This window comes from Marinifilum fragile JCM 15579, from assembly GCF_001310955.1.
Taxonomy (GTDB): domain Bacteria; phylum Bacteroidota; class Bacteroidia; order Bacteroidales; family Marinifilaceae; genus Marinifilum; species Marinifilum fragile.
Map to the genome: position 1 here is coordinate 55,976 of NZ_BAZX01000007.1, position 14,473 is coordinate 70,448.

At 34.5% G+C, this 14,473-nt stretch carries 13 protein-coding genes; 1 reads left to right on the plus strand and 12 read right to left on the minus strand.

What is annotated here, in order from left to right; genetic code table 11:
• The first annotated feature begins 79 nt into the window (after positions 1–79).
• On the plus strand, positions 80–553 hold the full coding sequence (locus tag JCM15579_RS07655; RefSeq protein ID WP_054718119.1) for an aminoacyl-tRNA deacylase: 474 nt from the start codon (positions 80–82) through the stop codon (positions 551–553).
• 171 nt (positions 554–724) lie between these two features.
• On the opposite strand, the gene JCM15579_RS07660 is transcribed toward JCM15579_RS07655, so the two are convergent.
• The 12 genes from JCM15579_RS07660 to JCM15579_RS07715 all read right to left on the minus strand — a co-directional run bounded on the left by JCM15579_RS07660 (position 725) and on the right by JCM15579_RS07715 (position 14,465).
• The gene (locus JCM15579_RS07660; RefSeq protein ID WP_054718121.1) at positions 725–1,705 is read right to left on the minus strand and encodes an N-acetylmuramoyl-L-alanine amidase family protein; all 981 of its coding nucleotides are present in this window, start codon (positions 1,703–1,705) and stop codon (positions 725–727) included.
• Between the two features lie 68 nt (positions 1,706–1,773).
• Positions 1,774–2,640 carry a DUF4249 domain-containing protein gene (locus tag JCM15579_RS07665; RefSeq protein WP_157471387.1) on the minus strand — a complete coding sequence of 289 codons (867 nt, stop codon included), beginning with the start codon at positions 2,638–2,640 and terminating at the stop codon, positions 1,774–1,776.
• A 10-nt stretch (positions 2,641–2,650) separates the two neighbouring features.
• A complete protein-coding gene (locus tag JCM15579_RS07670; protein WP_054718126.1) occupies positions 2,651–5,236 on the minus strand; it encodes a TonB-dependent receptor in 2,586 nt (861 codons plus the stop codon).
• A 136-nt stretch (positions 5,237–5,372) separates the two neighbouring features.
• Positions 5,373–5,834: a hypothetical protein gene (locus JCM15579_RS07675; protein ID WP_054718129.1), complete on the minus strand. Its 462-nt coding sequence runs from the start codon at positions 5,832–5,834 to the stop codon at positions 5,373–5,375.
• A 95-nt stretch (positions 5,835–5,929) separates the two neighbouring features.
• Positions 5,930–6,463 carry a DUF3575 domain-containing protein gene (locus JCM15579_RS07680; RefSeq protein ID WP_054718133.1) on the minus strand — a complete coding sequence of 178 codons (534 nt, stop codon included), beginning with the start codon at positions 6,461–6,463 and terminating at the stop codon, positions 5,930–5,932.
• A 115-nt stretch (positions 6,464–6,578) separates the two neighbouring features.
• Positions 6,579–7,556 (minus strand): FecR family protein, encoded by a 978-nt coding sequence (locus JCM15579_RS07685; protein WP_054718136.1) that lies wholly within the window; start codon positions 7,554–7,556, stop codon positions 6,579–6,581.
• 64 nt (positions 7,557–7,620) lie between these two features.
• On the minus strand, positions 7,621–8,193 hold the full coding sequence (locus JCM15579_RS07690) for an RNA polymerase sigma-70 factor (RefSeq protein WP_054718139.1): 573 nt from the start codon (positions 8,191–8,193) through the stop codon (positions 7,621–7,623).
• Between the two features lie 617 nt (positions 8,194–8,810).
• A complete protein-coding gene (locus tag JCM15579_RS07695; protein ID WP_054718142.1) occupies positions 8,811–9,977 on the minus strand; it encodes a DUF819 family protein in 1,167 nt (388 codons plus the stop codon).
• A gap of 122 nt (positions 9,978–10,099) precedes the next feature.
• Positions 10,100–11,344: a DEAD/DEAH box helicase gene (locus tag JCM15579_RS07700; RefSeq protein ID WP_054718145.1), complete on the minus strand. Its 1,245-nt coding sequence runs from the start codon at positions 11,342–11,344 to the stop codon at positions 10,100–10,102.
• A gap of 63 nt (positions 11,345–11,407) precedes the next feature.
• Positions 11,408–12,400, minus strand: a complete 993-nt coding sequence (locus JCM15579_RS07705) for a lysylphosphatidylglycerol synthase transmembrane domain-containing protein (protein ID WP_054718148.1) — start codon at positions 12,398–12,400, stop codon at positions 11,408–11,410.
• Between the two features lie 45 nt (positions 12,401–12,445).
• Positions 12,446–12,859: a DUF5655 domain-containing protein gene (locus JCM15579_RS07710; RefSeq protein ID WP_054718151.1), complete on the minus strand. Its 414-nt coding sequence runs from the start codon at positions 12,857–12,859 to the stop codon at positions 12,446–12,448.
• A gap of 61 nt (positions 12,860–12,920) precedes the next feature.
• Positions 12,921–14,465 carry a carboxypeptidase-like regulatory domain-containing protein gene (locus JCM15579_RS07715; protein WP_172677394.1) on the minus strand — a complete coding sequence of 515 codons (1,545 nt, stop codon included), beginning with the start codon at positions 14,463–14,465 and terminating at the stop codon, positions 12,921–12,923.
• Between the last annotated feature and the right edge of the window lie 8 nt (positions 14,466–14,473).

The following is a 14,473-nucleotide window of genomic DNA, read 5'->3' on the forward strand; positions in this document are numbered from 1 at the left end:
ATAACTCATCGGCTTGACCGATTAAAGGTGATGAAGCCTTATGCAGATTGCAAATTTTAAACCATAGAACAAGAACGCTATGCCTATCCGAAAGTTAAAGCAATATTTAGATGAACGACAGATAAAATATGTTACGATTCGGCATTCTTCAGCTTATACAGCTCAACAGATTGCAGCATCGGCCCATATTCCCGGGAAAATGCTTGCAAAAACTGTAATGATTAAAATAGATGGTAGAATGGCAATGGCCGTATTACCTGCATCTTATTTAATCGATTTTGATTTGTTAAAGCAAATGTTAGGCTGTAAAAAAGTTGAATTAGCTCACGAACAGGAGTTTAAAGATATTTTTCCTCAGTGCGAGGTAGGAGCAATGCCTCCTTTTGGAAATCTTTATAACCTGGAAGTTTATGTGTCAGAAAGTTTAGTAGAAGATGATGATATCGTATTCAACGCTGGAACTCATACCGAATTACTCATGTTATCGTATGAGGATTTCCACAATAGTGTTGAACCAGTAGTTTTGAAATTTACACATAAGTGTTACGCTTAGAAATTATATAAATGATTAAAAATAAAAACACTTTTCTTTTCTTACTTTTTATATCATTTATAGAAAAAGAGCTGTTATAAGCTCTATTATCCGTTAGGTATAATGCCGATATAATTTGTTAGCCATTTGAAACAAAATGAACAAATGGCTCATACAAATTAATAATCGATATTACTTTTGTGCCTTATAATCATCAATAACTCCTTCGCAAAGCCAATTAGCCAGAGCTTGTCTGTTATCAGTTTTGGTAAATCTAATCTGATCTCTGTAGTTGTTGATATTCCCAAGTTCGACAAACACCGATGGAGGTGTGGTCGTTTTTAGCATGTATAATCTTCTTGTTCCAATGGTTCCTGTATATTTCCTGTTAGGCTGATATTTTGCGTATTTGACTTTCATCTTTTCCTGAAGCATTAATGCAAGCTTTTTGCCTTTTGCACTATTAGAATGATGATAAAAGTATACATCGGTTCTGTTTCTTTTACTTCTTGAATCGAGATGCAGTATAATTAAGCGCTGATAGGTTCCTGGCTTTTCCTTCCTCGCTAAAATGTTTACAGCAGCAGCTCTTTGTCTTAAGCGTGGGGTCTGTTTTTTTGGAATTACCTGCGATGGATAGCACTTTTCATCTTTATCAGGCTTTAAAAAAGCTGCGTTTCTAATTCCATCATTGTCATCTCTAATAATGAAATGCACCTTGGCACCATGCGACATAAGTTCTTTGCCCAATCTTAAAACAATATCATAAGCATACTCATCTTCACAAATTTTATTGCCCGATACCTTACCTACTGCTCCAGGATCAGGACCACCATGACCAGCTACCAAGTGAATGACCGCACCTTCAAGCAAATTGTCTATTTGCTTTACACTTTCATGTTCTTTTCCAAGAAGTGGAATGGAATAGGTGGAGTATCGCAGTGGTACTTTGTATTTTTTTCCTGCAATTAAATGACCACTTTTTGTGAAGCGCCCTTGGTTTAAGGATTTGAATTTTGCGCTATGTTTGGCTGGAGTAAGTTGATTCCTGTATAAAAAGGCATTGAATCCTTCACCTTTTTTTACAGCCACCCATTTGAAATTTTCTTGTGCAAATATCGGATTCGCTATGTTTAAAATTAATATTATTAAGAAAGGAAGGTATTTTGACATTGAAATGAGTTTAAGTGTGGTTCAATAAAAATAAATCAATTTTTAATATAACCCTCAATGTCATAAAATTATTGTTTTGATACAATTTTATAATCCAAAGCATAGCTTGTGAAAATTCCAAATGCTCCTTCAACATTGGAATAGAGATTCGTTTTATTAGAAAATGGCAAATCGCCTTTATTTTCAAGAGATACAAACGACCTTTCGTAATTAAAATAATCTTCATTTAGGTGATACAACTCAATTTTATATTCTTGATAATCCACAAAAAAATCATCATTCAAAATATAAAATGAAATCTCAACTTGTGAACTTTCAAAGTTTTCATCGGAAAAACTTCGGCTACCTCGCAGCATATTTTGTTCGAATCCATTATCATTTACATTCAAATTCCCTTCAAATACAATATCGTTGCTATAATATTCAATTACATTCGAGTAATTATTTGATATACCTTTTACTAGTAGCATATAGTAGTTGCTTTGACTTGCATCATCAGTAAATTTTAATTTAAATGTGGTTTTACCTTCTGATACATCATTCAAAAGTTTGATGTCGTTGATTAATACTTTTTTGGGAGCAATGGTTTGTGTTGTTACCTTCTTGAAATTTGGATGAGTAATGGTAATTTGATATTCGGATTCACTCGCCAGATATTGCTCTGGGAGTTCATAAGTGCCATTTTCCCGATAAATGAATTCACCTAATTCCTTATCGTTTTTATATGCGGTAATTGTTGCATCTGAGATGTATTGGATTTCAACAGGAGATCCAACACTCTTCGATAAATTGACCTTAATTAAACTATCTACTCCAATTAATGAGTTAATTGAAATGATTGGATCAGATTGAGCCGTAGGAAGTTCAGCTTCCTCTTCACATGAAATAACTAGTAATAATAAAATTAAGCTGATTAATAATTTAAAATAATTCATGTTTAAAGGATTAAAATTTATAGGAATAGCTAACACTTGGTATAAATGAGAACAGATTGATTTTTTTTAATTTAGGATCAGTAGATGTACTGTTATCAGTAGATACATACATAAAGCTAGTGTTTTTTCTATTGTAAAAATTATAAATGCTTATATCCCAAGATCTTGTTCCATGTTTCTTTTTCTTCATAAAGCTAATTGACAAATCTAAACGATGATAGTCAGGAAGTCTGTAAGAATTTCTTTCCGTATAGACAGTTTTAGTTTCAAATGAGGAAGGATCATAAGGAGATATTGCTGTAATATTTGAAGTTGATAATGTTGCGGGAAGCCCTGTGCCATAAGTCCAGAAGGCTGAAAACTTGGTTTTATTGCTAATGAACTGATTGACTTGAATGGAAAAATTGTGTCGTCGATCATAAGGAGAAGCATAGGCCTTACTATTGTTAATGCCTTTAAATCTTACTTTTGATTGAGATAGAGTATAGGCAATGTTTCCATTTGTTTTCCCCAGACTTTTGCTAAGTTCAACTTCCAATCCTTTGCTCCATCCTTTGCCACTTTCAACCATATTTTCCCAGTCAGAGCTAACATCTTGAAAGTATGATGTTCCTTTCAAGTCCAGTAAATTTCGACTTAGTTTGTGATAAAATTCGATATTTAGTTTAACCGATTCGTTAAACGAATAATGTGTTCCGGTTGTATATTGGAAAGAATCGATCGGTTTAATTTTTCTGGTTACCGGAAACCATAAATCGGTGGGCAAACTTAAGGTACTCGTTCTTACCAAATGAAGATATTGTGTCATTTGAGAAAAGCTACTTGTAAATGACCATTTTGGAGTAAGGAAATATTGCAAATTTAACCTTGGTTCAATTGTGGAGTAATAGGTGTTATCGACAATGAAACTGCTCCAGCGAGTTCCCATATTAAGCAGTAATTTTTTACCAAATCTAATTTGAGCTTCACCATATAAGTTAAGCTCTTTTGATTTGATTAATTCATCAGTTGAAATTCCAGGGTTGTTATCTCTTGTGTTTTTGAGAAAATCACTACCCGGCTTGGTGTGATGCAGGGAAGCTTCTACTCCAAATTTTAAATAATGCTTGTAATCAGGGATAAAGTCAAACTCCGTTTTGAATGAGAAATCACGAATACCAGATTTAAATTCATGAATGTAATTTTCCATGTAATCTGAATCATTGGCTTTTTGACTTCTCTTTTCTTTCAACAAAAAAGTGTATCTACTTAAAATCAGAGTAGTGTTGCCAAATAAATGATCGTTGTAAACATGATTCCAGCGTAGTGAGTTGGTAAAATTACCCCAACCTAGTTTATATCTAACTTTTTCTCTGATGTTTGTAGAAATATTTTCTGAGCTTTTTACACTGGCCAAATCACCTCCCCAATAAGTACTGAAGTATAGTTTATCTCGTTGAGAAAATCGGTGCACAATTTTCCAGTTCAAATCACCAAAATAGTAGCCAGCATTTACATCGCTACCTGAAAGGTCCAGAATTCCATTGATCAAAAGATCAAGATAGGTCCTTCGGATAGATAAATTGAATGTAGTTTTATCTTTTTTGATTGGCCCATTTAGATTGAACTTAGCAGTAAGCAATCCCAAACTATAGCCTCCTTCCAATTTCTTGGTATTTCCATCTTTCATACGAATGTCTAAAACCGAAGAAACTCTGCCTCCATAATGTGCAGGAAAACCACCTTTAACCAACTTTACCTGGTTGAGGGCATCCTGATTAAAAACAGAATACAGGCCCATTAAATGCGAAGAATAATAAACAGGAACATCATCTAATAGGATAAGATTTTGATCGGGTGAACCATTCCTAATATTTAGGCCACCTAAACCTTCGTTGCTGTTTTGCACACCAGGCAAATGTCTTAGGTTTTGGAACAAATCATTTTCACCAAAAACACCGGTTTGCTGCATGTTTTTGGCCTGGAAACTATTCGTACTAACAAATAAATGATTAATGTTGTTTGCTCTCTCGTCTGCGGTTACTTTAACTTCCTGAAGCATGGTTATGGGTTGCAAGGATATATTAATGGTAGTATCTCTTTCCAGCTCAATATCTAGAAGTACCTCTTTGTAACCCACAAAAGAAAACTGTAAAAGGTGTGTTTTGTTTTTTAAGCTCAAACTATAAAAACCAAAATTATTACTAACTGTTCCTGTGAAGTTGCTCAGGTTTGCAACAGTTGCATTGATTAATACTTCTCCAGATTTGGCATCACTAATGTATCCGCTGATTCTGTATTTTCTATCGTATGGTGGAATAGAGACAATGAAAATTTTACCGCCTCTTGCCTGAATCTTAAAATTTTTCAGGTTGATTGATTGGTTTAAAATATCTCTAATGGATGAAACCGAATCAGATAGTTGAACCCTTTTATTGGTATTTAGTTCACTGGTAAAACTAAACTGGGCCTTAGTTTGACTTGTAATTTCTTCCAGCAGTTCGGATAATTGATAACGACTTTTGGGAAGGCTAATTTCTTGCTGCAGATTGACATTCTGACAATAGGCCGATAGAAAACATAGCAATAATGAAAAAGTAAAAATAAATTTTACCATGAATTAAAGGATGTGATTGGTTAAGGCCGTAAAATTAATTATTGTCATTATAAACAACAAAAGGAAGCCCATAAGGCTTCCCATTTAATGCATTTTATTTGATGAATATATTATAATTTCAATTGACAGGAGGGGATTAATTATTATTTACCCTTTTAAAGATATATCTGGTAATAAATATCCCTTTACCATCACCTTTTCCACTATCACTTTCAACACCACTAGCAACAAAGGCCAATTCCCATCCATCGTTAGTAAGCTTGTTAATTTTTGACGAAATTAAAGCATCATTAGAAGCAATATTCTGGAAATTAATACCTGCAATACTATAGAAGTTTAATAATTTGGTTTCAGAAAAGAGATTGACTTTTGCATCCGCTCTTTTCACCGCTTTTTGTTTGCTTTTCTTACCATCGGTTCTTTCAGTGGTGAAATTTGCAGCCTCAATTGGATCTTTCTCTTCAATGATTCTTGAACGACCAATTCCCATAGGAACGATTGACTCTACTGAAGTAATTACTTTATATTCTACTTTTTGAGCATTTGATGTTGAGAAAAATCCGAATGCAATTGCTGCAATAATTAATAATCTTTTCATGTTTATTTATTTGTTTATTAAATTTTTTGACACAAGTTTGAGCCTTTCACTCAAATTATCGAGTAATTATTTATTTTAATACGTTTTGTGATTTTTTAAAATACGATCCCTAAAGTGATTCCTGCTCGCAAGGTAAAACCATCCCAGCTACCGGTTTCAAAGTCATCTTCAACACCTGATTCTACATCCAAATCAATATTGGTGTAACCTGGACCAAAGAACCATTCAAAGCTAACCCTATCTTTGAAAATATATTGTTGTCCAATAATTAATCCTGCTCCTAATCCATTCATTTTTGCTTCGTTATTGGCTTCGTTTTCCAATTCAAAATGTAAATATCTGGCGTATGGGGCAACAAAAAAACCTTTTGGAGCAGGTGAATCAGAAAGATAGAATCTGTATTCAGGTGTAACTCCCCAGCCTCTGATTTGTGTTTCATCCCAGGTTTTTCCGGTATACAGTAAGCCCAACTGTATACTGCTATTATCGTTTAATTGATGCTCTACAAAAAATGATCCTGTTCGTACCAATGGACTAAGCATATTAGCTTTAACTACTGTTTTTTGTGCCTTTGCAAATGAAACGCTTAACAATAGAATGAATGATATCAGTGCAATTTTATTTTTCATCTGTTTAAATTTTATTTTTTGGCTAGATGGAACTCTCGATGAATTTAATCATTCTCATGTGTGTATTTTAGAATGCTAAAATTCATGTTCGTTTCATTGTTTCTTTCTATTAGATTTAATTACTTTTTTCTGAAATAATGAGATGCTTGCCTCTTTTCACTGTTTTTACATTCAGATGCAATTCCAGTTCTGATATCACATCTTTGATATCATCGTTGTTGAATATGCTGTTAAATGTCAGCGTATCTATTCTTTCGCATCTGTTCGTAATTTTTACACCATAGTAGTCTTCTATGTATTTAAAAACTACAGGTATTGGTGTTTTATTAAATCTTAGAATTCCAGTTTTCCAGGCATCAAAATTTGGTTCGTCATTTTCCGACTCGGTAAGATTGGAATTGTGCAAAATTCCCTTTTCACCTTTGGTCAGGTAAACCACTTTTTTAGTTTTCTGATCTGTTAAACTTACTTTTCCAGATTGAACGGTTACTATGGTTCTTCCATACTCATCGTTGCGAACATTAAAGGCGGTACCAAGTACTTCAATTATCGCATTTTCAGAAGTGATTATAAATGGTTTGGATGGATCTGATTTTACCTGAAAGTAAGCTTCACCTTCCAATTTTACATTTCGTTTTTTACTGCCAAAGTGGTTTGGATATACCAATCGGCTGTTCTGATTTAAATAAACTTGTGTTCCATCAGCCAAAAGAACCTGATCTTTGTTTATTTCTGTCTTTTGCTGAGCCAATTTTCCAAATCCAGGAGTGGTTTGGTAAAGCAACACAAAACTCAAACCGATTAAAAGCACAATTGAAGCTGCATATCGCATGAAAACCCTAAGTTTTCTTGATTTAACCGATGCACCGCTTTTTGATTTTACCAGTTTCCAGTCTGCTGCTACATCAATTTTATCGAATACCTCAATTTCAGAACTCTTTTCCCAAATCTTACGCATTTTATCAAAAGCAGCTTTGTTTTCCGGATTTGATGCCATCCACTTTTCGAATGTTTCTACATCTTTTTCCGAAGCCTTTTGATTTAAAATGCTTAATAATATTTGCTCGTCGATATGTTGTTTGTTCTCGTTCATTTTCCCTTTTCTAATAGTAAGACAAGTAAGAATATCCTTACACGTATTTAAATTTGAAAAAAAATCACATTTTTTCCATAAGCCATAAAATCAGCAGGCTAGCTAGCATTGGTCCTATTTTATTTCGTAGGATTTTTAATGCTTTGCTGATTTGTGTTTCTACAGTTCGTTTTGATATGCCTAACTGATCGGCAATTTCCTGGTTGGTAAAACCATCAAAACGATTCATTTTAAAAATACGCTGACATTGTTCAGGCAATTCATCAATGGCTTGATACAATTCATACTCTAATTCGGTTTGCTCCAAAATTTTGTCAACACCAGTTCCAATATCCGAGTTCAAGTACTTGATATTTTCATGATGCTTGGCATGCGTGTTTTTTTGTTTGATTGCATTTAAACATGCATTCCGAACAGAGGTATACAAATGTGCTTTTGCCGAGGTGTGAATCTTTACCGTGTCTTTGTGATCAATTAATTGAACAAATACATTTTGGACAATTTCCCGTGCATCATCCAAATCGGAAAGAAATTTATGGGCATAGGCCGTTAAAACCGCATAGTGTTCCTTAAACAGTTCTTCAATTCTTTTTTCCGTAAGTAATTCTATAGAATAGTTAGTAGAGCTTTGTGTCATCGATATCGCGCTTGTTATTCCCTTTATTTTCAATTCATATGTTAAATATATCAAGTAGGCATATATTGGTTATGAATTTAATGTTTTTATTGCAATATTACCTACCCTCATTTATTAGACAATTAAGTTCGATACTACACGTATGGTTTGTAAAAAAAAGATCATTGCATTTGCAATGAACCATAACCATGAGAAAAGTAGTATGGTATATTGATTGATATAAAAAAACAATAGAACTTCGAGGATATTAGAATGGGTATAGTTAGAATCAAGATAGGTAATAATAGACATTGAAAGAAGGATATTACAAAAAAGAAGAAGAAAGTGCAGAAAAGAAGAAAGAAGTAATGAGTAAGTAAGAAAAAGGAATCGATTAGTAGCAAGAATGAATGGGTAAGTAGGAAAAGGGAATCGATTAGTAGCAAGAATGAATGGGTAAGTAGGAAAAGGGAATCGATTTGTAACAAGAAAGAATGGGTAAGTAGGAAAAGGGAATCGATTTGTAACAAGAATGAATGGGTAAGTAAGAAAAGGGAATCGAAAAGTAGGAAGAAGGAAAGAAAAAAGGTTGTCTCATTAGATGAAACAACCCTTTTATATATAATTACCTATAAGTTCTAGCTCAAATAAATCGCAATACTAACGCCAATAAAAGTACCAATTACATAGCCTAAAATACCGACTAAAATACCAGGCGTAACCAATTTCTTTTGTCCCATTGATGCGGCCATAGGAGCAGCAACCGACGGGCCCATGATATTGGCAGCCGAAGAGATTACCACTTCGTAAACATCAAGCTTGAACAGTTTTGCCAATGCCAGTAGAAACACAAAGTGGAAAATCATAATGGTAAGGTAGAATGCCAATACAGCAGGTCCGATACTGAAAATTTGCTGAATATTGGTAGCGGCACCAATTACTGCTAAAAACACATACATCATCCATAAACCAACCGAGAATGCGGTGTTCTCAAGAGGCTGCAATTGTTTTGGAAACAGATTGGCTGCCAGCACAGCAAAAACCGTAATGATTAGGATGCTTAAATTGATATCTGTATTCAAAAGGCTTTGTAAATATGGCGATACAAAACTGCCAGCTCCTGCGATTAATGCAGCAATAAATACCGAAACGGCAATTCGCTCCATGGTGATAGGATATTCAGCTTTTTTTGCTGAGCTTTCTTCTACACGATTTTCGGCTTTAGGCTTTACAAAAAAGCGAGCCAAAAATAGGAGAGATGGAGTTAAAAACAGGAATAGGGTGTACAGGTTGGAAACAAAATTATCAACAGCAATGGTAGCTGTAAATAATGGGTTTGTACTAAAATTAAGTGCTTCGGCAGCGGCTATAAAATTTACACTTCCACCAACAAGCGTTGCTGCAATAACTCCTGCAGTTTTACCAGAATCTGGACCTAAATCAATAATGTTGAAGGCCAAAAAACAACCCAAAACAATCCCTATGGCTCCTAAAATGTACGCCACAAGCAATTTGCCGCTTTCCTTTACAATTTTTACAATGTTAGAACTAAACAGCAGCATAGGAATGGAAATGGGAATGAAGTACGAAAAAACCAATTCGTAAACATCTACCTTAATGTTTGGGTTGGATGCTACCGGAACAACTCCAGCCATTGCCAATAAGGACATGGAAATCATGGTAACCAAGATACCTGATAGTTTTCCAAACCATTTTTTGTGTTCTGAATAGATTCCAAAGGCGGCAGCACCTGCCACAACGAAAAACAACACCATGTTGCTTTCGGGAGAGATAAGTGATTGCATGTGTAAGATATTGAAATTAGTGTATTAGACCTTTTTGCTTGTGGTTAAGCAAAATGAATTACCGAATTTAATAAATATTCAAAAGAAAAGCTCAAACTATATTGGTTTGAGCTCGAAGTATTTTACTTTTTCTTTCTTTTTTTCTTTTTTGGATTTTCGAAGTATTCATCTGCTTCTTCCATAAGTTCTTTTAAACTTTTTGAATAATCTTCCGAAAAGTCGATTGTTGCAGAGTATTCCTGGTGTGAGATATCCATAACTTGAATTTCCCCTCCAAGATAATCTTGAATTTCGTTCAAAAGTTCCTTTTCTGTATCAGGGCAGCAAAACGAAATGGCAGTCCCTTTTTGTACTCCACGACCTGTACGGCCAACTCTGTGCACGTAGTTCTCAGAAACATCAGGAAGATCGTAGTTTACCACGTAATCTACGTTAGGAATGTCAATTCCACGAGCACTTACATCGGTAGCAATTAAGATTTTTACCTTGCCAGATTTAAACTCATTTAAGGCTGCCAAACGATCTTTTTGCTCTCTATCGCCATGAATCAATTGAGTTTTTACGCCCACACGATCCATTGCTTTGTGTACACGTTCAGCACGAACTTTGGTTCTTACAAAAACTAAAATTTTACTTTCCTCATGTTCTTTGGCAATGCGTTCAAGGAAGAAACGTTTGTCATCCATTTTTACATATGCCAATGAATGCTCTACATTTCTGGATACCGGATCTTTCGGTGAAATTTGAATGCGAATGGCTTTTCGAACCAATGAATAGGCCAACTTCTTAATTTTTGGCGTAATGGTTGCCGAAAAGAAAAGCGTTTGTCTGTTTCTTGGCAAGAATTTAATTAGGTCTTGAATGTCTTTAATAAATCCTAAATCCAACATGTGATCCGCTTCATCCAATACCAGGGTATCAATGCCACTCAAATTGATATAACCTTGACTTGTTAGGTCGAACATCCTACCAGGTGTCGAAATTAAGATGTCGATTCCTTTCTGCAATTTTGCAATTTGCGGATCTTGTTCAACGCCACCAAAAACACAAAAGCTCTTTACTTTGGTGTACTTGCCAATTTCCTGAAACACTTCGGTAATTTGTATTGCCAGCTCGCGAGTAGGAACCATTACAACACATTTAATGTCTTTACTGCTTTTGTTTTTCTTCGATTTGTGAATTTTATCGATAATGGGAATGGCAAAAGCTGCCGTTTTACCGGTACCGGTTTGTGCAATAGCCAAAACATCCTCACCTTTTACAATGGGAGGGATGGCTTTATATTGTATATCTGTAGGTCGCTTAAAACCCAGTGTTTCCAGATTTTTCTTTATATCTTCCGAAAAGCTATATTGGCTAAACTTCATTATTCTTTGTCTTCAAATTTGCGACAAAGATAGTTGTAAAAACTGAGTTTGCGCGATAAAGTTTTAATTCTTCTTTTGTTTGGTTTCTACCCAATATCTAAAGTAGCCATAGCCACCCAAAACAAGAGTTCCAATAAAAGTTAATCCGTTCGATAATATTCCAAAACTAATTCCCGCATTGGCATCGAGCTGATAGGCCAAAAATAGCTGTAACAAAAAGAAATGCGTGGTTCCTATACCTCCTGGGCTAGGTAGTGCCCAACCTAGACCGCCAATAAATAAAATTACTACGGCAAAGAAGATTGAATATTCTGATGTTTCAGGCAGACATAGTAGGTATATGTAATTTAAAATTACCAATGCTATCCAAATTAACAGGGTAAGTAGGATAAACTTGAATCTCTTTTTTAGCAATAAACCATGTTTTAGCGACTCAAACATGCTTTGTAAAAATCCTATAACTTTCTGGATAATTGGTTTCTCTGATTTTTTAAGTTTTTTGAGACTTACCAAGAACAAAACGACAAAGAGAATTAGAAGAATAGGCAATACATAGAAGTAACGATATCCGTAGATGTGTGAAATGCCACCAATGGTTGAATCTATTATTCCCTGAAGTCTGTCCACTTCGATAAAGAATATGCTTACAATTCCTAATCCTAATATTAATAAGTCGTATGCACGTTCGGCCATTACACTTCCCATAGATACGGGCACGGGAACTTTCGAGTTCTTTTGAAGTGATGTACAACGAATGATTTCGCCAAGTTTAGGCGTAAAGCTGTTTACGAAATAGCCTAAAAGGAGGGAGGTAAGCACTTTATCTGATTTAGGAGTTTCTCCTGCTTCTTCAATTAATAGTTTCCAACGCAATGCTCTTAGGTAAAATACCAAAAACAGGCACAGAAAACTTAGGAAGATGAAAAAATAATCGGCTCCTGCTAAACTTTCCCATACAGGACCTAATGGTTTTTCATGTAGGGTAAGAAAAAGGAATACTGCTCCGATAATTAATCCAGATAGATTTTTAAGTATGCTTTTTATATTATTTATCATCTAATAAAATTTCAATTGTAATTAGAGGAGAAGCAAAAATATAAATTATTTTTTCCTAACAGTCCAATAGGCAGCCTTTATCCAATCCTTTATTTGTGTATCGAAATCTTCTGGTTCGGCTATTACAAGCCTATGGAGCACTCTGTTTTTAGATATTCGTTTGCAAAAGATTACAGGGAAAATATCTTCTTCCTGATGGAGTTGATATTCCAATACGAGTCGATCTTTTTTAGGGTAAACGGATAAGAAATTTGCACCAATTTTAAACTGAATGCAGGTTTTAAGGTACAAAATCTCGATATTTTCGAAAGTGTTCACATATTCTTCTAATAGAGTAAAGGTGTCCATTACACGATCACCCATTTTCTTGGTATGTGTTTCCTTATCGGTAATATAACACGAATGATATTGATTTGGTCCGGAAAGAATTCTCTTACAATTGGGACAAGTCCAAGGCATACTTTCAATTCAATAATTTCTCGAAAGATACAACAATTCTTAATTTTACTCGGACCTCATGTTAATTTAGTCCCGACTTGCCCAAAGCGATTTGTTGCATGCTGTTGTTGATTCTTTTTAAGGCATCCTGAATGCTTTCTTCGGGTGTTATAAAATTGCTTTTTCCCCAAAATGTAGGATCGTAGGTTGTTCGGTGATTGGAAAAGATGGTTGTTGGTGGTATGGATTCCTTGTATTTAAAGCGAACAACATCCTCCGATTTTATATTTGTGGTTGCCATCTCGAATGAAGTGGAGAAATAACTGGAGAACAATTTCTTTTTATTTTTCACCTTGAATTTTAAATTCCCCAATGTATGGTTTAAGTAATATTTTCCGTTGATATCGCGATAACTAACTACATAATTTACCATGGTTGGTTTCGCCTTGGTTTTTGAACTGCCTTTTACAATGAATCTGTCTTTAAGCTCATTCAATCGATACTTTTCGTAACCAAATTCAGCGCGAATAATAGCCAAATTAGTGGTTTCAATAAATAACCTTCCTTCCAATAGAGGTTCACTTAGTTTGGGTCTGGGCTTAAATTCAATAATATATACCGAACGGTTGTTGTAGGTGCTGATATCTACCAAACGATAATTGTATAGATGCGTATATTCCTCATTCAAAAACTCAGGTAGGTTTTTTACGATATCTAATTGTAAACATCCCTGTATTCCACCCTTTAGCCTAAACGAAATGGTATCTAATCTGGTAACATCATAGATTTTTCGACTTTTAAAAACTTTTACTCTTTCCAATGCATTTTGTTGAGAATAGGAGTTTTTGTAAATGTCTAATACTGATTCCAAATAAATCATGTATTTGTTATTTTTCATCACCGATTCCCTGTAAAAGGAGGTTAGGTTCGTTGATTTTTGAGGATAGTTTTTGTAAATGTTATTCACAGCTGCACGAACCAAGACTAAAGGGTCATTATTGCGAATAATGACTTCTTGAAGTGAAATGAAATCTTCCTTCAGCGCCACTTCAATTTGATTGTTTTTCAGATGCGATACAACAATTTCCTTATTTTGATAGCCAACATATGAAAATACCAAGGTGTCATTTAAGTTCTCCGAAGATATACTTAATGAGAATTCACCATCTTGGTTGGTTATGGTACCTACATGTTTTCCCCTTATTCCAATACTTGCATATGGTAAGGCTTCTTTTGAATTCTGATCCGTAACAATACCGGCAAGTTTTCGGTAGGAGATGTATGGTATAATTTCCTTAGGTGCTTGTACATTCAGCGTTTCTTTTACAGGAACAATTACAATATGCTTTTTGGTAACATGAAAATTAAGGTCTTTATCAGGAATTAATTTTCTTAATACGCTTGAAAGTTTTTCACTTTTAATATTAATATCTAAAGGTTTACGATTTTTAAATAGGTCTGCATTATAGGTAAAGTAACATTGGGCTTTTTGTTCAATGCTATCCAGTGCATTTTCAATAGTGGTTTCAGATAAGTTTAGGTTTATCTTTTTGTCCAACAAATGAGTTTGAGCATTTATATTAAAGCATAGCAATAGCAGAATGAAAAGTACTGTATGTTTTTTCATTAAGCATT